Genomic DNA, 17,033 nt, shown 5'->3' with positions numbered 1-17,033 from the left:
GAGACCTTCTTATCTATCCTGTAAAGTTTGCCCAAGTTTCAGGGATTGCCCGGAAAAAACTCATCCAGCATTCATTATTCAGACTTTATGAGAGAGATAAACCGGGGTTCATTTACAGGGAGATGATACTGTTGAAAAGGAAGAGAATATTTGTACTTATTGCTGTTTTCACACTGCTTATCCTTATATCAGGCTCCGCATCCTCAGCTACTCTTTATGTAAAAGAAGGAGGAACAGGATCATACGAAAATCTGCAGGAGGCAATAGATGCGGCTTACGAAGGGGATATTATCCTTGTTGAGAAAGGGCAGTACAGTGAAAACGTACTCGTAAATAAATCACTGGAAATAAGCTCCACGAATCGTAACCCTGAAAAAACCGTAATCACTGCTCTGGACCCGGAAGCCCCTGCGTTCCACATTGTTTCTGATTCTGTAAAAATCAGCGGGTTCTCTATAAAAGGGGCAAATTCCACATATGGAATTTACCTTGACGGCGTTTCTGAAAGCAATATCACTAACAACTATTTTTCAGGAAACTGGAGAAGTATCGCGCTGAATAATTCACACGGAAATATCCTGAAAAATAACCGCCTGGAAAGCAGTGACAATGGGATCTGGCTTGAAAGTTCGGAACGGAACCTGATAAAAGACAATAAAGCAAAATCGAACAGGCATTACGGATTTTATCTTAATTCGTCCGAAAACAATACCCTTCAAAATAATTGTGCATCTGAAGGAGCGGTTGGCATCTACCTGGAAGATTCATCCGGCTGCCGTATATCTGGCTCAAAAACATTGAATAATTTTTACGGAATTTATCTTACCGGCTCAGGGGAAAGCCTGCTTGAAAAGAATACCGCAAACTCAAACGAAATGTACGGGATATACCTCGGGAACTCGAACGGAAGCATCCTGAGAGGAAACAAAGCTAATTCAAACCACTGGGGAATTTATCTCGACTCAAGCTTCAATATACTCCAAAAAAATAAAATGTCCCGCAACAGCAGAAATTTCGGGGCTTACACCTATCATTACACAGGTGAAATGAATAACAGCATCGACACAAGCAATAAGGTAGACGGGAAATCGATATATTATTTGTCAGGAGTTTCAGACCTTACACTTGACTCCAATTCCAGTGCAGGAGTTGTATACTGCATAAATTGTGAAAACATCACCCTCAAAGACCTGGGTCTTGAAAACAGCAGTTTTGGGGTTTACCTCTATAATAGTCAAAATTCTCTGCTTGAAGGATGCAGCATCTCAAACTGTGAACATGGAATATATCTTGGAAACTGTTCCATGACAGCTCTAAGGGGAAATGATGTAAATTCTAATGAAGGAAACGCTTTCATTTTGAGCAGCTGCAGGAACTGCCCTGTAGAAGATAACAGTGCTTCAAATAACATGGCGGGAATCTGGCTGTGTGATACAAGCACAGACAATGTCCTTAAAGAAAACACTGTTAGCTCAAGCAGCTGGTGCTGTGTAGACCTTGGGGATACAAGCTGCAACAACACCCTTGAAGGAAATATACTTTCAGAGGCTTATGAAGGGATCTACCTCTACGGGTCAAGTGAAGAAAATACCCTGAACAATAATACCATCACAGCCAGCTCCTATGGATTATATACCGAAGGCTGCGGCAACAATACAATATCAGGAAACAGGATACTGGGAAATAATATCGGCATCTCTCTTAACCTGAACTGGACAGATGGGACAGGTTCAGACTTCAATATAATCTACAACAATTACCTGAATAACAGCCGGAACGCTGAAGACTTCGGAACAAACAGCTGGAATATTTCGAAAATCGCTGGTGTGAATATTGCAGGGGGGCCTTACCTTGGCGGAAATTTATGGGTTTCCCCGCAAGGGAACGGTTTCTCAGAAACAGCTTCTGACGGGGACGGGGATATGATTTCAGATCTGCCTTACAATGTAACGGAAGCAAACTGTGATTATCTTCCCCTTATATCCGGAAAAACCGCAGAAGATTTTGAAAATGTGAGCGGAAAAAGGTGCAGGAGGAACAGGTAATTCCGGAGAAAGAAAAAGTCAGAAGGAAGTCAAAAATCTGGAGAAAGAAAGGAGAGAAAAATATGTGCGTTAAAAAATTGAGTTTACTGGTCCTGTTAATTCTGGGGATAGTTGCTGCTCAATTCATATTCCCTGTGTCGGCCGGAGATCCGGGCGGAAAGGAGAGAGGTAATGTGGGAACTGTCGTAATCGCTACTGTTGAAGGGGATTCCCACACTTACGGTAAGGACAGTATTGAAGCCGCTTTTGAAAAAGAGGGCTTTGAAGTAATTAACCTTGGAGAGGGAGTCTCATCTGAAAGATTTGCTGAAGCCGCCAAAGAACACGAAGCAGATTTTGTATTCAGTTCGGCATCCATGAGCACAACCATGATCCGGCAGATACAGATTGAAGAGCAGCTTAAAAATGCCGGAATACGGGATAAAGTCGTAACAGGTGTGGGGGGATCGCTGATAACTCAGGAATGGGCTGACCGGATAGGAGCTGACATCTACGCTTCAGGTTCGGAAGACGCGGTCTTAAAAGCAAAATCGGCTCTCCTGAACAGCAGCACCCAGAAAACCCATATTTCGGCTGATGAAAATACAAATTGCGGAAGCTGCCATGGATAAACCCACAGAACAAAAATTTTGAACAGGAAAATTGGGAGACGTTAACTCTCCCAATCAAATTGTTTAGATAAATGTAGTAATAAATCGGGCCAGCCGGGAGGAAAGAAAAGCAGTAAAAAGAGAAGCAAGAGGGGAGTAAGAGAAAAGAAAATCAGGCCAGCAGAGGGGAAGAAAAGCAATAAGAGAGTAAGACGAAAGAAAATCAGGAAAAGCGATGTAAAGGACCAGAAAAAAGCAGTTTATGGGGATGAATATTGTAAAAAGAGCAGTTTGGTGGTTCAAAGGGATTCTGCATCCATGAAGTGGATTACGGGATCAGCTTTCAGACTGTCCTGAATTTACCTCATTTTACAGCTTACGCATCAATGAAGTATATTGCAAGATCGGTTTTCAAGCCGTCCTGAATTTGCTTCATCTTACATCCTGCGCGTCAATGAAGTAGATTTCGGGATCAGTTTTCAGGCTGTCCTGAATTTGCTCCATTTTACAGTACTTCCCTTATGAACCAATTAATACTATGTAACTCATAATATAAAATCCCAGCGATAGAATTATAGATTATTAAGTCAGTTAAGAAATATAATTATCGAATGCCCGGATTAGCCCCTAAAAACCCTTTCACCCATCTTGAATATTTAACTGGTCATCTAACAGGAAACAGACAGGTCATAAGACCGGAGATGCAGGCACCTGGCCCATTAATTTAAATTGGGAGTCTGACTGCTGTTCAAGTCAGCTTTTTCTTTCCTCAATAGTCCTCCTTCATCTCCCGGCTTCCCGGATGCTCTTCAGGATTTCTTTTACTTCGGGTCTTTTTCCGTACATGAGTAAATAAATCCTGAATAAACGGCTCGAAATTATAATTACCACGTGAATAGAAACAAAAAGGATGAAAAGGCTGGCTGTGATCTGGTAGAAAGGCACTTCTGAAGCCGCGATTCTGGAAAGCATAGTTACGGGAGATGTAAATGGAAAAAGGGAGAGAAAAACTGCAGCAGGGCTGTCAGGATTTGTAAGTATGAGCTGCATGAAAACTAGAGGGAAAGCAGCAGCAAATGTGAAGATGCCTGCAACCTGCTGGCTCTCCTGAAGAGAGCCTGTTATTGCCCCGATTCCCGCCATCATGCTGGCAAAGAAGAGAAAGCCCAGCAGGAAATAGATAAGGGCAAGGAAAAGAATCATTGGATCCACTCTTACAGGGAGGGCATATCCGCCTCCGATAACAATGACAGAGAGCCACACAATAATCTGCAGAAGGCCGACTGCGCCAAGCCCTATTATTTTTCCTGTAAGAAGTTCTGTGGGGGTAGCAGAAGAAAGTAGAACTTCCATAATCCTGTTTTCCTTCTCTTCGGCAACTCCGCGAAGTAGATAGCCTGACGCGGTAAATATGCTGAAAAAAAGGAGAAAACCGGTAAGGAAAGGAAGGCCAAAGCTGGCCAGGATCTCAGCTATTCCCTGCTCTGACGACTCCCCGTTGTCCCCGATATTATAAAGCCTCAGGTTGATGGGGTCCTTGACCCTCTGGAGCACAGACTCATTCACTCTGTCTTTCAGGAGAGAGTCAATAGCTATATCCGAAAGCTCAGCCGAGAGTTCAGTCCCCGGAACTGACATTTCTTTTTTGGAGGAATAAAGTTCAATCACACCGGTCTCAAGGAAATTTTCAGGGACTATAATATAGGAAGAAATTCGGCCTGACCGCAGGGCTTCCCTTGCTTCGGAGTTCTCTTCATACCTTACTAACTCTATTGTTAAGGGTTTTGCTTCCAGAGGACCTGCAGAGAAACCTTCGCTGATAAAAGATTCCGGGAATTCGAAGGAACCTGTCATGTCAATGTAGCCTACTCTCTGGTCTTCGACAGTGGCTGTACTGACAAGCAGGGAGGGAATGATTGCTATTCCGGCAAGGAGGAGAGGAAAAACAAAGGTCATGAAGAGAAACTCTTTGCGCCTGACAGTTTTTAGAAACTCGTGCCTGGCAACAATAAAGGTTTTTCCGGAAAACTTACTCACCGGAAGCACTCTCCACAGTTTCAATAAAAATATCGTTAAGGGAAGGAAATGCCTGCTCAAAGCGAAGTATCTCAGCCCTTTTAACAAGCTCCTGAAGAACCGCCTGTGCGCTTATCCCTTCCTCAGGAAAAATCTCTAACAGCCCCTCATGCCATGCAATTTTTTTGATGCCTGGAATTTCTCGAATAACGCTTAAATTCCTTTTATCCGCAAACTCAACAAACAAAGAGTTTTTTCCATGTTCTTTCCGTATTACTTCAACAGTACCGTAAAGAACCTGCTGGCCTTTATTGAGCATAAGAATTCTGTCGCATAGTTTTTGCGCCTGCTCCATCATATGTGTGGAGAGTATGACGGTTCTGCCCGCGTCTCTGTACTCGGTAATTTTGGATTTAATGGTTTTTGTGCTCACAGGATCAAGCCCTGAAAAAGGCTCATCAAGAATGATAAGTTCAGGGTCATGGATTATTGAAGAAAGGAACTGAATTTTTTGCTGCATCCCTTTTGAAAGCTCTTCTATTCTCTTTTCCCTGTGCTCATAAAGTTCCAGGGATTTCAGAAGCTCTTCAGCATTTGCCTGAGCTTCTTTTTTAGGGACATTTTTAAGCCGGGAAAGGTAAACAAGCATATCCAGAATTTTTGTTTTTTTGTAAAGCCCCCGTTCTTCTGGCAGGTATCCTATCCTGTCCTTTCCGGCAGCAGTAAGAGAGCTCCCAAAAACATGGATTTCGCCTGAATCCGGCTTTATAATGTCAAGAAGCAGTCTTATAAGGGTTGTTTTTCCAGCCCCGTTAGGGCCCAGCAGCCCGAAGATTTCGCCCTTCTCGACTGAAAAGGAGATCTCTCTGATGACATTTTTTTCTGCAAAAGACTTTGATACGCCTTTAAATTCCAGAGCATGCATCCAGATTAAATATATTCCAAGATAGAATAAGTTTATTGAATGTTTGATTTAAGTTAATACAACTTTAATTAAACTATATATGCTTTTAATTTGGGGGAAGAGGTGAAAACATGCTACCCAGACTGGTTATACACAACAGCATAAGCCTTGACGGCTCAACAACTGGTTTTGATGCAAACCTTGATGTTCACTATGGGATCCTGGGCAGTTACGAACCCGATGCCATGATAGTAGGGTCAAATACCGCAAAGGTGGGGACACAATTTTTTTGCGAAAAGATACCTCCTGAAGATAAAGAGGACTTCAAAAAGCCTGATATCCATCCGGATGATACAAGGGCTTACTGGATGATCGCAGACTCAAGAGGGACTCTCGAAGGGCTTATGCACGTATTCAGGCGTTCAGAATATAGTAAAGACATAATCGTACTCGTCTCGGAGAAAACCCCTGAATCTTACATAAATTACCTCAAGGAAAGAGATTATGATTTTATCCGGGCAGGGGCGGAACGTGTGGATGTTAGGCAGGCTCTTGAAATTGCAGGTGAAAGATACGGATTTAAACTTGTGGTTTCAGACAGCGGAGGGATATTAAACAGTATTTTACTTGAACAGGGACTTGTTGATGAAATAAGTTTGGTCCTGACTCCGGAAATTGTTGGGAAAAGCGGGACGAACCTTTTCAGGGGCATTGAGAAAAGCGGGATTCAACTGGAGCTTTCAAGAAACGAGATTGTAGAAAAGAAATATGTGCACCTTGTTTACAGGGTTTTGAAAGAATAAGGATAAGAGCAAAGATAAGGCAGAAAATTATCTCAGGTACGAAAAAACCTGTAGATATAGTTGCAAGTTCGCCAGGGGGACTTAAAAAGAGCCCATACCGGCAGGTATGAGAACCCGGGCATTAGAACATGCCGGACTATGCCTCAATTATCCTGGAGTATATGCATTCCTGACGCTGTACATTTCTGACTTAAATGTTATACATTCCTGACTCAAATGCTTGACCCGTGAGAAAGAGTAAATGGAAAAATCATTTCCTGATAATATACCGGAAACATTATTTAGATCGGAAATTTTTTGAGTTGAGATTAATATTTTCAAAATGTAAAGGTTTTGAAGTAGCTATATTGGAAGTAAACCATAATATTAATGTTAGACCATTCTAATTAACAAAATTTTATTAATCCGGTTAAAAATATCGGGACAGACATTTTCTTTTCGTAAACGGAAAGAAAAGCCGGATTATTACTTTCAGCCGGATTATTACTTTCAGGGAATTTTTTATTCTTTTTTCAAAGCTTTATTGATTTTTTTCCAGAAAAATATATATCATGAATAATAATTAGTAATCGGTGCAATAAACTTTATAATGTAAACCTATATAATATGAGAGAGTATTAGGCAAAAAACGTCCCCGGGAAAAGCAGCCTCCCGGATGAAATTTACGGTGGAATGTCAATACGAATTACATAACTAACCCTGATATCTCATGTGCAGAGGACAGTTTCAAAAGTCCCGCTTTAGGCAGGACAGGAACTGAAAAAACAGGACTCTTTTCCCGAACTGGAAAACTGTTTTCAGCTTTTCTTTCAGCTGCCAGACCTGGGTTTGAGGAGTGAATATATTGCTCGAAGCCTTAATGTATGGTGCAATCTCTGCCCTTGTATCCGGAACAGTCCTCCCTCTCCTGTATCGCAGTAAAAACATAAGAAAGGCTTCTTCTGGTCTTTCTCTTCTCTCATCAATCCTGCTTCTGGGCTTTGCGGGCATAATTCTTTACACCAGAACAGAGCCTGTTTTTCCAGTTACCGGATTTCTTCCGGGCGCTGGTTTTACCCTGAGCGCAGACAGGCTTGCAGCCGGGTTTATCCTGCTAATCGCAGCAGTAGTGCCCGGAGTTTCAATATATTCGGTAGAATACGTTGAACACGCTAAAAGCGAAGCCAGAAAAAGCCTTCAGGCATCCCTTACAAATCTTTTCATCCTTGCCATGCTTATGGTCATTCTTGCAGGCAATATGGTAAGTTTCCTGGTTTTCTGGGAAATAATGTCCCTTTCCTCTCTCCTCCTGGTTCTGCATGACTACTCTTCCGAGGAGAATAAAAAAGCCGGCTTTTTCTACTTTGTAATGACCAATATAAGTACGGCTTTTCTTTTCGTGGGCTTCATAAGCCTCTTCAGGCTGACGGGTTCTGCCGATTTCGGGCCTCTGGAATACCCTGCAGCAGATCTGGCTTTACCTTTCATCTTTCTGTTCATCGGATTTGGAGTCAAGGCAGGGCTTGTCCCTTTCCATAAATGGCTTCCCTATGCTCACCCTGCAGCCCCTTCAAGTGTTTCAGCCCTGATGTCAGGAGTCATGCTGAAAGTTGCAGTTTACGGCTTCCTGCGTTTTCTGCTATCGGTATCTGCTCCCGAACTCTGGTGGGGAGTGCTTATCCTTACAGCAGGCAGCATTTCAGCCCTTTTCGGGGTAATCTATGCCCTTAAAGAAAATGACATAAAAAGGATGCTCGCCTACAGCAGCATTGAAAACATAGGAATTATTTTCACAGGAATTGGGCTGTATGCAGTATTCAAAGTTGAGGGGCTTGAATCCCTTGCCCTCTTAAGCCTTGCTGGGGCCTGTTTTCATGCCTTTAACCATGCTGTATTCAAAAGCCTGCTCTTCCTCTGTGCAGGCTCGGTGGTCCATGCTACAGGCACGAGGAAAATCGAAGCCTTTGGAGGGCTTGTAAAAAGCATGCCTGTAACCTCTGCCCTTTTCCTGATAGGTTCGGTATCCATTGCAGCCATGCCGCCAACAAATGGTTTTGCCGGCGAGCTCCTGCTTTACCAGGCTTTCTTCCAGTCTTTTGCCGTAACAGACCCTCTACTGAACATATTTCTGATAATCGCCCTCTCAAGCTTTGCCCTTACCGGAGCCCTTGCAGCTGCCCTTTTCGTAAAACTTTTCGGGATCACCTGCCTTGCAATCCCGCGCTCTGAGAAGAGCAGGCTTGCAGAAGAAGTCCAGAAACCAATGCTTGTAGGGCCTGCAGTGCCGGCAGCTTTCTGTATACTGGGCGGGTTGTTTTCAAAGCAGCTTCTATCTCTCGCAGGCTGGAAAATCGATTTTCCGGACCTTCTCTTGCTGGGGATTCTTCTCGGGTTGATATACACAGCCCTTTTCGTAATAATCCGCTCAAAAGAAACGGGCCCTGCAAGGATTAGCGAGACATGGGGATGCGGGATCCCGGCCCTTGCACCTTATATGGAATACAGCTCTGCAGGCTTTTCCGAGCCTCTTGTAATGATCTTCAAAAGTATTTACAGGACAAAGATTGTGAACAGACCCGAGTACTTCGACGAAAAGGAAAGCCTCTTTAAGAACGGAAAGGTGGAAATACGCCTGCTCCGCTTCTTTGAAGAATACCTTTACATCCCACCTGCGCGGGCAATTGATATTTTTTCAAAATATGTTTCAAAACTGCAGAACGGAAAACTTGACAGTTATGTCCTTTACGCCTTTCTTGCAGTGATTGTACTAATTATAGCAACCGGAGGCTTTGTATGAACAGCTCGTTTCTGCTCTTCGCCCTCCTGAATCCCCTGTTTGCCCTGCTGGCAGCCCCTCTATACATGGCTCTGATTCGGAAAGTGAAGGCATATGCCCAGGGAAGAAAGGGGCCGGGGCTCTTTCAGGCCTATTACGACTTAAAAAAGCTCATGAAAAAAGAAACGGTGTATTCCCCTGTTTCTTCATGGGTCATGCGGTTTACTCCGTACCTTAACCTTTCAACCCTTCTTGTCTGCTCACTTTTCGTACCTCTGGTATTTGTCCCCGAACCTGCCGGAGGGTTGGGGAACATAATTGTTTTCCTGTACCTTCTGGCGCTTGAAAGGTTCTTTACCGCCCTTGGAGGGCTTGATGCAGGCAGTGCATTCGGAGGCATGGGCAGTTCAAGGTCAATGAGCCTTGCTGCTGTAATCGAACCTACCATGGTAATTTCTTTTGCAGCTCTGGCATTTGTCCTGAAAAGCCTTAACCTGCACCAGATGTTTACACTTACCGCAGGCAAGGTTCTTCCAATCAGCCCGACCCTTGTCCTTGTCGCAATCTCCCTCTTCATTATCCTGATTGTGGAGACCGGCAGAATCCCAGTGGACAACCCTGCAACTCACCTTGAACTTACCATGATTAATGAGGCAATGATCCTTGAACAGGCAGGAAAGAACCTTGCCCTGCTCGAGCTTGCACATGCCCTTAAACAGCTCCTGTTGATGGGAATTTTGATTAACACAATCCTCCCGGTAGGGCTCAGTACTGAGATAGACGCAGGAAAAATTGCAGTTTCAGCCCTTCTCTTCCTTGTAAAGGCAGGGCTGCTTGCAATAATAATAGGGCTCTTTGAATCATCCCTTGCAAAGATGAGGCTATTCAGGCTTCCCGCATTTTACGTCATGGCGTTTTTCTTTTCAGCCATTACAATCCTTATCGAGGTGTTTGCATGATTGACCCGACCTTCCTTGAAGGCATAATTAAGATCCTTTTCGTCTTTGTCCTCATCAGTGCAGGGTTGATCATTTCAACCCGAAACCTGAGTTCGGTATTGACCGCATACACAATCCAGTCTTTCCTGCTGGCTTCAGTCTCATCTCTCCTTTACCTGATGGACGGGAAAGACCAGCTCCTGCTACTGGCGGTCCTGACCCTGGCAAGCAAGGTAATCCTGATTCCTTACTTTATTTCCAGGATAGAAGAGAAAATAAAGATAGGGAGAGACCTCCATTTTACATATCTGGAGCCAACGCCCTCTCTTCTGCTGAGTATAGGTCTTATCATCCTCTCCTACACCTTCCTTTCAAGGGTTTTCGAAGGTCTGCCCCTCTCTAAGCTTTTCTTTTTCGGGGCGGTAATAGGGCTTTCCCTGACCCTGATGGGTATGCTTGTAATATTCAGCAGAAAAAGAGTCATCACAAAAGCCCTCGGTTACCTCAGCATGGAAAACGGGGTGCTGATGTTTGGCCTGTTTGTGACCGAGCTCCCCTTCATTATAGAAGTCCTGATTATAATTGACCTTATTATCCTGGTCATACTGACCACAATCCTGGCTGTGGGAATGGACTCCAGCATTGAAGAATACAGGCAAAAGTTCCGGAAACTGCAGGTATGGGCAGGAGGTGAATCCCAGTGATCCGGTACTACCTTCTAATAATGGGAATATTCCTGGCATTCGGCCTTATTCCGAAATCTCACAGGCTTATGAATGCACTTGCCGCAGGAAACGGAATGCTGCACCTTGTTGTGAGCTGCGTGGCCCTTTCCGTTCTCGACCTGCCGGGAAGGCTGGGAGAGTCGCTGTATCTTGACCACCTCAACCTTTATGTAGAACTGATAACCGCACTTGGATTCACTGCTGCAGCCTTCTATGCCAGAGGGTACACTGACAGCCTTATGGAAGCAGGAGAACTTGACCCCAAGAACCTGAAGACCTTCTACCTTGCCTTCAACCTGCTTCTTATTACAGCCACAGTTGCGCTCTTCTCAGACAACCTGGCACTCTTCTGGATCTTCGCAGAACTCACTACGGTCTGTGCCGCCATGCTAGTTGCGATACTTTCTGCAAGGGAAAATATCGATGCAGCCTTAAAGTACGTCTTTATAGTTTCCGGAGCCATGCTCTTTGCTTTCCTGGGATTAATTTTCCTGTTCACACTCTCGGAACAGGCACTTGGGGAAGGCACTCTCAACTGGACAGAACTGGCAGCTCATGTTTCAGAATTTTCACCTGCCCTGCTCCTCGCGAGCTTCACATTCATGTTCATAGGTTTCGGGGCAAAAGCAGGGGCAGCTCCTTTTCACACCTGGCTCCCGGATGCCTATGCAAGAGCACCTTCGGTGAGCGCAATCCTCTCAGGGCTGATGCAGAACCTGGGGATCTACGGCATAATAAGGATGTATGCCCTGCTCAGGGAAAGCGGCGCAGCCCCGCAGGCTTCCTCTATCCTTCTTGCAGCAGGGGTTTTCTCAATTGCACTTGCTTCATTCAGCATGTTCCAGCAGAGAAACCTTAAAAGGCTGATAGCTTTCTCGAGTGTCGAGCATATGGGCCTTCTCCTTATAGGGATAGGAATAGGGACGCCTCTGGCTCTTTTCTGGGCCCTTTTCTACATGCTCGTCCATGTCCTTGTAAAGGAAACCCTGCTGTTTTCCGCAGGCATCCTGCACAGGCAGTACAGAAGCAATATGCGTGAAAACATGTGGGATGTTTTTAAACTCCAGCCCAGGGCAGCCTGGAGCCTGATACTTGGAAGCATTGCGATCGTGGGAATGCCGCCTTTTCCCCTTTTCCCGGCAAAGTTTTTCATCCTGCTGGAAAGTGCGGCAATTTCCCCTTACCTGACCCTTGCAATACTGCTTATGCTCATCCTTGCAGCTGCCTCCTTTGCAAACTTCCTGTTAAAAGCTTTCTCAAAAGTAACCCTGGAGGAAGAAATAGAAGGGCAGATTACCAGGCCCCATTCCTTAACAGGAGAGGCTGAACTGAAAATCGCAGCCGGAGAAGCAGATCATGATGAAATAAGGCTTCCACGTAAGTATGCTGTTAAGAGCGGGATGAGGATTCCGGCAGTTTTTATGCTGGCTCTTGCCCTTGCCCTGGGATTTTATTTTCCGGACTCGCTGACGGATCTGCTGGATGCGATAATTCTCGAACTGGGATATGTTTAAGGGGCGTATGTATGGACATCAAAATGAACGAAGATATAACAGAACTGCTTTCTACAGTCTCCAGCATCGCACAGGAGAAGCTTGAAATTCTCAGCGCCCGTGAAAACGAGATATACCTGAGAATTTCGGAAACCGGGTTTAAAGAGGCCTGCCCTGCACTTGCGGAAAGGAAGTTTAGCCTGATAGGGCTTTTCTGTGCGGAAGCCTTTGAGGGAAAGGACGGCTTTACCCTATTTTATGCCTTCAAGAAAGAAGGAATGTCACCGGTCCTTATTCTCGTCAGGGAAACAGGAAATGAAAAAAGGATTACTTCGATTGCAGAAACTTTTCCCTCAGCATCCTGGTTTGAAAGGGAGGTCAGGGACGGTTTCGGCATTGAATTTGACGGAGCTTTTGATACACGAAGGCTTTTCCTGCACGAGTGTTATCCTGAAGGTTTCCACCCCCTCCTGAAATCCTTCAAAAACGGACCAATCAGCCCGGTTGAGGCTCCGCGTAAGGAGTACAAATTCAGGCAGCACAAAGGGGAGGGTGTATATCAGATCCCCGTCGGGCCGGTGCATGCCGGGATAATTGAGCCGGGACATTTCAGGTTCAGTGTGATAGGAGAGCCTATATTCAGCCTGGAGATCCGTCTTTTTTACAAGCACAGGGGAATAGAAAAGCTGGCTGAAGGAAAAAACCCTTCAGAATGTGTTGCTCTCGCAGAAGCCGTAAGTGGGGATGAGAGCATGGCAAACGCAGCAGGATTCTGTATGGCAGTGGAACAGGTCTGCGGGATAAAGGTGCCTGAAAGGGCGGAACGCCTGAGGGCGGTAATGCTCGAACTGGAGCGCATTTACTCCCTGCTCGGAGACCTCGCAGGAATGGCTGTAGATGTGGGTTTCGCGCTTGTAGCAAGTCCGTTCTTCATATTAAGAGAAGAAGTTTTCAGGCTGAACGAGAAGCTAACGGGTTCAAGGTTCCTTCGCGGGATCACCGTTCCCGGAGGGTTGAAAAAAGACATTCCAGACCCGGCTCTGAAAGAAATTCCTGAATTTCTTGGGAAGTTTTCCAGGTCTTTTGAATCCGCTTATAACAGGGCAACATCTTCGTCTTCCCTGATTGACAGGTTTGTAACGACCGGAGTGATAAAGAAAGAACTTATTTCTCCGCTTAACCTTACGGGCCCTATTGCCAGAGCTTCTGGGTCCTCTTCGGATACCAGGCTTGACAGGCCTTACGGAGCCTACAGGAACTTTACTCCAGAGCACTGCCTGAGGAAAAAAGGAGATGTTTTTTCCCGTTTTGAGATAAAAGCCAGTGAAATCCGTGCAGCTGTGGGCCTGATCCTCCGTCTCACGGAAAAACTCCCGCAGGGTCCCGTACTTGCTGAGAACGGCGGAAGAGGAGAAAGTGCCGGAGAGATAAACATTTCCGGAACTACAGGATATTCCCTTTCCCTGGTAGAAGCCCCAAGGGGACAGAACCTTCACTGGGTATATCTTAAAAACGGGATTGTTGACCGTTATAAGGTAAGGACGGCATCTTTCTGCAACTGGCAGGCTATAGAACATGCTGTTCTTGGAAATATTGTTCCTGATTTCCCCCTGATAAATAAGAGCCTTAACCTCTCCTATGCAGGAACGGACCTTTGAAAAGAGAAAAAGGCAGTTGAAGGTTCGAGCAAAAAAACAGTGAGCAGATTCAATTAAGGAATATAAAGAAAAAGTGAGGTCTTATATGGTAAACCCTCTTTCCCTTTTCCTTCGTCCGAAAGTTACGGAGACATTTGAGTTCAGGGACGAAGAACTGGAAGCCCTTGGAGCACAAATAAAAAAAGAAGTTCCTAAAGTTTTCGGGCACAGCCTTGCAATCCGTGAGCTAGACTCGGGAAGCGACAATTCTACGGAGATAGAAATTTCAAACCTTGGAAACCCGCATTATGATGTTGAAAGGTTCGGGATTTCTTTTGTAGCATCTCCCAGGCATGCTGATGTCCTTCTGGTTACAGGGGCAGTCACCCTTAATATGGCTGAAGCCGCAAAAAAGACCTATGAAGCCATGCCTTACCCCAAGTATGTAATAGCAGTCGGAGACGACGCCTGTGACGGCGGGATCTACAAGGGTTCTTACGCCGTACTTGGGGGAGTTGACAAAATCCTTCCCGTGGATGTAAAAATTCCCGGGAACCCGCCCTCTCCAAAAGAAATTCTTCAGGGAATTTTTGCCCTTGTAAAAAAAGCCCGGGAATAATCCGGGGATCTCTCCTGCCTCATGCAGGAGTCAACTTCTTTTTACTTCTGGCTATATTCCTTTGATCAGAACCCGTTTACTGAAGAAATTTAGTCTTCAGGCATCAGGTGTCGGAAAGATTTAGTCTAATTATTTTCTATTCCAGCTGTTTTCTATTCTGATTATTTTCTATTCTGATTATTTATCATACCAGTTATTTACTGTGTTTTACTTTCTATGTTTTTATAATTTGACTCCTGAAGCTATCCAGACAAATAAATTAATACAAAAATCAGCTTTCATAGAAATTGTGGGAAAGAAATTTTTATGGAGACTAAAGTTTTGCTAAATCTCCTGTCGGTGGGACATGAAGACCTGTGGGATCTGAGCTTCAACAGAAAGCCACAATATAACAATATGGTCTATGGAATTAACAATGTGATCTCAAGCGTATCATGGAATTCATCAAGGACAGTATTTAAAGGCTCAAAAGAATTTCTTAATAAGAAATAAACGACATAGGGAGCTTAAATATATCGAGATAGCCCAAAATAGTTTTTAATTCATATTAAATCTATAAAAAGTCACAAATATTCATTTTTTATGCGAAAAAACCTTAAAATATTCAATAAATAAGAAATAATTCTTTTAATAAAAAACAGGGCTTTATAAAATATTATTTAAGAAATAAAGATAAAAAGAGAAGTAAAGTAAGCTAAAAGATCCTTTAAAAATATGGGAAAAAAGGAAAGGAAAAAGCAGGAAAAGTAGCTTAACTTTAAGAAAGTAAGTGTTTTTTGGAAAAAAATATAAGGAATCAGCTAAAAAGTAGCCCATGAGTGTTGCATTAAGTCCCCATTACGGTTTTCTCCTGGGAGAAAGAAAGGACTTTTGCCAATAAAAGTTGCTTCCTGAAAAGGAATGAAGGAGAAATGCTCCGGCATACCTCAGAAGCTTCTAGGGGAGATGGAATAAAATGAAAATATCACTGATTGACCTGGCGTTCCTGTCCGAAAAAAGGAAAGACGTACTGCTCCTTCTGGAAGAAGGGCCCAAGACAGGCGACGAAATAAAAACAGCCCTCAACGTGAATTCTACGTCAATTATGCCTCAAATTAAAAAGCTAAAAGAAGGGCGCCTGATAGTGCAGGATGAAAAAAATTCATACAGGCTTTCGGATATGGGGGAAATAGTTGTCGAGAAGATGGAGCCTCTTCTTGATACAGTCAGGGTTTTTGAGGAGAACTATGATTACTGGATCAACCATGATTTTACCGCAATTCCCGAACACCTCCTTAACAGGATAGACGAACTAGGAAACTACTTTATGCTTGAAGCCGACCTTAACCGGCTTTTTGAAGTCCCTGAAGACTTTAAAAATAACCTGCTCGAATCCAGAAATATAAAAATATTTCTTTCATACTTCAATCCTCTTTATATTGAAATATATTCCGAACTCATAAAAAAAGAAGCAGATATGTGTCTCATCCTGACAGAGCCTGTTTATGATAGGATGAAAAAAGACTACAGAGAAGACCTGAAGATGCTTATAGAATCAAAGAGCGCGGAAGTTTATATCTGTGACAAAAACGTAACTCTTAAAGACGTTGTAACAGAACGTTTCTGCTCGCTCGTGCTCTTTGATAAAAAAGGGAAGTTTGATCATCAGCGCTTGATGAGCTTCGACGAAAGTGCACTTAAATGGTGCGGAGAGCTTTTTTCATACTATAAAGACATGTCCAGAAAGCTGGAGAAAATATAACTGCCTACGGATAATTGCGTAAAATAAAAACATTCCTCCTTGATGACAGACTGAAAATAAGCTGCAAAATTCAAATATGGAATGAAAATAAGCTGCGAAATTCAAATATGGAATGAAAATAAGCTGCAAAATTCAAATATGGAATGAAAACCGAATTGAAAAATAGCTCCTCGAAAAAAAAACGTTTTCCGGCTTTAATAGCCTGTCAACCTCAGTTTACTTTTCCCGTGGCTCCTGGCTCTGCATTTTAGACCTCTTCAGATTTCGAGAACTATTTCAGGCTCCAGGACTCTGGTCATGCACAGTTTATAAAAATTTACAAAACCTTAACAGTTTTTTAAGAAGATACCGGTCCATAGCTCCGGAATATTCAGGCTGAATCCTTTCTTCTTTCCATTATTCTCCAAGGTATTTATCGATAAGTGACCTGAACCTGTGAATATCTATGGGTTTTGAAATATAATCGACGCATCCCATTTCGATAAAGTGTTCTTCACTTCCTTTCATGGCATGAGCTGTAACAGCTATCACAGGGATCTCTGAAGTCGCAGGGTTCTTTTTGATCCTTTCCAGAACCTCAAGCCCGTCCATTTTAGGAAGCTGCATATCAAGGAGTATGAGATCGAATTTTTTCTCAGCAAGGCGTTCAAGAGCCTTTATCCCGTCTTCAGCTTCGGTTACACGGTGCCCGTAAAACTCCAGGAGGTCAAGGATCAATTCCATGTTCATGGGGTTATCTTCTACAATAAGAATTTCTTTCATCATCA

The 17,033-nt window shown here is 43.8% G+C and carries 14 protein-coding genes; 11 read left to right on the top strand and 3 right to left on the bottom strand.

Going from position 1 to position 17,033, the window contains the following annotated elements; translation table 11 throughout:
* Positions 1-122 precede the first annotated feature (122 nt).
* Positions 123-2,045: a right-handed parallel beta-helix repeat-containing protein gene (locus MSMAS_RS01290; RefSeq protein WP_048036654.1), complete on the top strand. Its 1,923-nt coding sequence runs from the start codon at positions 123-125 to the stop codon at positions 2,043-2,045.
* Complete coding sequence (locus MSMAS_RS01285; RefSeq protein WP_230633323.1) at positions 2,027-2,656, top strand: cobalamin B12-binding domain-containing protein; 630 nt, start codon at positions 2,027-2,029, stop codon at positions 2,654-2,656. The genes MSMAS_RS01290 and MSMAS_RS01285 overlap by 19 nt, the downstream gene beginning before the upstream one ends.
* Before the next feature lie 762 nt (positions 2,657-3,418).
* Here MSMAS_RS01285 and MSMAS_RS01275 read toward each other — a convergent pair.
* Positions 3,419-4,672 (bottom strand): ABC transporter permease, encoded by a 1,254-nt coding sequence (locus MSMAS_RS01275; protein WP_230633322.1) that lies wholly within the window; start codon positions 4,670-4,672, stop codon positions 3,419-3,421.
* Positions 4,665-5,576: an ABC transporter ATP-binding protein gene (locus MSMAS_RS01270; RefSeq protein WP_048046284.1), complete on the bottom strand. Its 912-nt coding sequence runs from the start codon at positions 5,574-5,576 to the stop codon at positions 4,665-4,667. The genes MSMAS_RS01275 and MSMAS_RS01270 overlap by 8 nt, the downstream gene beginning before the upstream one ends.
* A gap of 110 nt (positions 5,577-5,686) precedes the next feature.
* Here MSMAS_RS01270 and MSMAS_RS01265 point away from each other — a divergent pair, with 110 nt between their 5' ends.
* From MSMAS_RS01265 to MSMAS_RS01230, 9 genes are all read left to right on the top strand, one after another.
* A complete protein-coding gene (locus MSMAS_RS01265) occupies positions 5,687-6,358 on the top strand; it encodes a dihydrofolate reductase family protein (protein WP_048046283.1) in 672 nt (223 codons plus the stop codon).
* Positions 6,359-7,193: 835 nt separating this feature from the next.
* Positions 7,194-9,134 carry a proton-conducting transporter transmembrane domain-containing protein gene (locus tag MSMAS_RS01260; protein WP_230633321.1) on the top strand — a complete coding sequence of 647 codons (1,941 nt, stop codon included), beginning with the start codon at positions 7,194-7,196 and terminating at the stop codon, positions 9,132-9,134.
* Positions 9,131-10,072 carry a respiratory chain complex I subunit 1 family protein gene (locus tag MSMAS_RS01255; RefSeq protein WP_011033009.1) on the top strand — a complete coding sequence of 314 codons (942 nt, stop codon included), beginning with the start codon at positions 9,131-9,133 and terminating at the stop codon, positions 10,070-10,072. Before MSMAS_RS01260 ends, MSMAS_RS01255 begins: the two co-directional genes overlap by 4 nt.
* Positions 10,069-10,755, top strand: a complete 687-nt coding sequence (locus tag MSMAS_RS01250) for a hydrogenase-4 component E (protein ID WP_011033010.1) — start codon at positions 10,069-10,071, stop codon at positions 10,753-10,755. Before MSMAS_RS01255 ends, MSMAS_RS01250 begins: the two co-directional genes overlap by 4 nt.
* Positions 10,752-12,290, top strand: coding sequence for a proton-conducting transporter transmembrane domain-containing protein (locus MSMAS_RS01245; RefSeq protein ID WP_048046281.1), 1,539 nt, complete (start codon positions 10,752-10,754; stop codon positions 12,288-12,290). The genes MSMAS_RS01250 and MSMAS_RS01245 overlap by 4 nt, the downstream gene beginning before the upstream one ends.
* 11 nt (positions 12,291-12,301) lie before the next feature.
* Positions 12,302-13,927, top strand: coding sequence for a hydrogenase large subunit (locus tag MSMAS_RS01240; RefSeq protein WP_048036649.1), 1,626 nt, complete (start codon positions 12,302-12,304; stop codon positions 13,925-13,927).
* Positions 13,928-14,012: 85 nt separating this feature from the next.
* Positions 14,013-14,525, top strand: a complete 513-nt coding sequence (locus MSMAS_RS01235; RefSeq protein ID WP_048036648.1) for an NADH-quinone oxidoreductase subunit B family protein — start codon at positions 14,013-14,015, stop codon at positions 14,523-14,525.
* A 321-nt stretch (positions 14,526-14,846) separates the two neighbouring features.
* Complete coding sequence (locus tag MSMAS_RS18515) at positions 14,847-15,017, top strand: hypothetical protein (RefSeq protein WP_155395321.1); 171 nt, start codon at positions 14,847-14,849, stop codon at positions 15,015-15,017.
* Positions 15,018-15,480: 463 nt separating this feature from the next.
* Positions 15,481-16,266, top strand: a complete 786-nt coding sequence (locus MSMAS_RS01230; protein WP_011033016.1) for a helix-turn-helix transcriptional regulator — start codon at positions 15,481-15,483, stop codon at positions 16,264-16,266.
* Between the two features lie 396 nt (positions 16,267-16,662).
* Here MSMAS_RS01230 and MSMAS_RS01225 read toward each other — a convergent pair whose 3' ends face one another.
* A complete protein-coding gene (locus MSMAS_RS01225) occupies positions 16,663-17,028 on the bottom strand; it encodes a response regulator (RefSeq protein ID WP_048036673.1) in 366 nt (121 codons plus the stop codon).
* Positions 17,029-17,033: the final 5 nt, after the last annotated feature.

This window comes from Methanosarcina mazei S-6 (assembly GCF_000970205.1).
Lineage (GTDB): Archaea > Halobacteriota > Methanosarcinia > Methanosarcinales > Methanosarcinaceae > Methanosarcina > Methanosarcina mazei.
This window is presented reverse-complemented; position numbering and strand designations above follow the sequence as displayed.

Bases quoted from the DNA above. Each gene is read 5' to 3' on its own strand.
- MSMAS_RS01230 (WP_011033016.1), top strand. From the start codon at position 15,481: ATGAAAATATCACTGATTGACCTGGCGTTCCTGTCCGAAAAAAGGAAA.
- MSMAS_RS01270 (WP_048046284.1), bottom strand. From the start codon at position 5,576: ATGCATGCTCTGGAATTTAAAGGCGTATCAAAGTCTTTTGCAGAAAAA.
- MSMAS_RS01250 (WP_011033010.1), top strand. From the start codon at position 10,069: ATGATTGACCCGACCTTCCTTGAAGGCATAATTAAGATCCTTTTCGTC.
- MSMAS_RS01290 (WP_048036654.1), top strand. From the start codon at position 123: ATGATACTGTTGAAAAGGAAGAGAATATTTGTACTTATTGCTGTTTTC.
- MSMAS_RS01225 (WP_048036673.1), bottom strand. From the start codon at position 17,028: ATGAAAGAAATTCTTATTGTAGAAGATAACCCCATGAACATGGAATTG.
- MSMAS_RS01235 (WP_048036648.1), top strand. From the start codon at position 14,013: ATGGTAAACCCTCTTTCCCTTTTCCTTCGTCCGAAAGTTACGGAGACA.
- MSMAS_RS01240 (WP_048036649.1), top strand. From the start codon at position 12,302: ATGGACATCAAAATGAACGAAGATATAACAGAACTGCTTTCTACAGTC.
- MSMAS_RS01255 (WP_011033009.1), top strand. From the start codon at position 9,131: ATGAACAGCTCGTTTCTGCTCTTCGCCCTCCTGAATCCCCTGTTTGCC.
- MSMAS_RS01265 (WP_048046283.1), top strand. From the start codon at position 5,687: ATGCTACCCAGACTGGTTATACACAACAGCATAAGCCTTGACGGCTCA.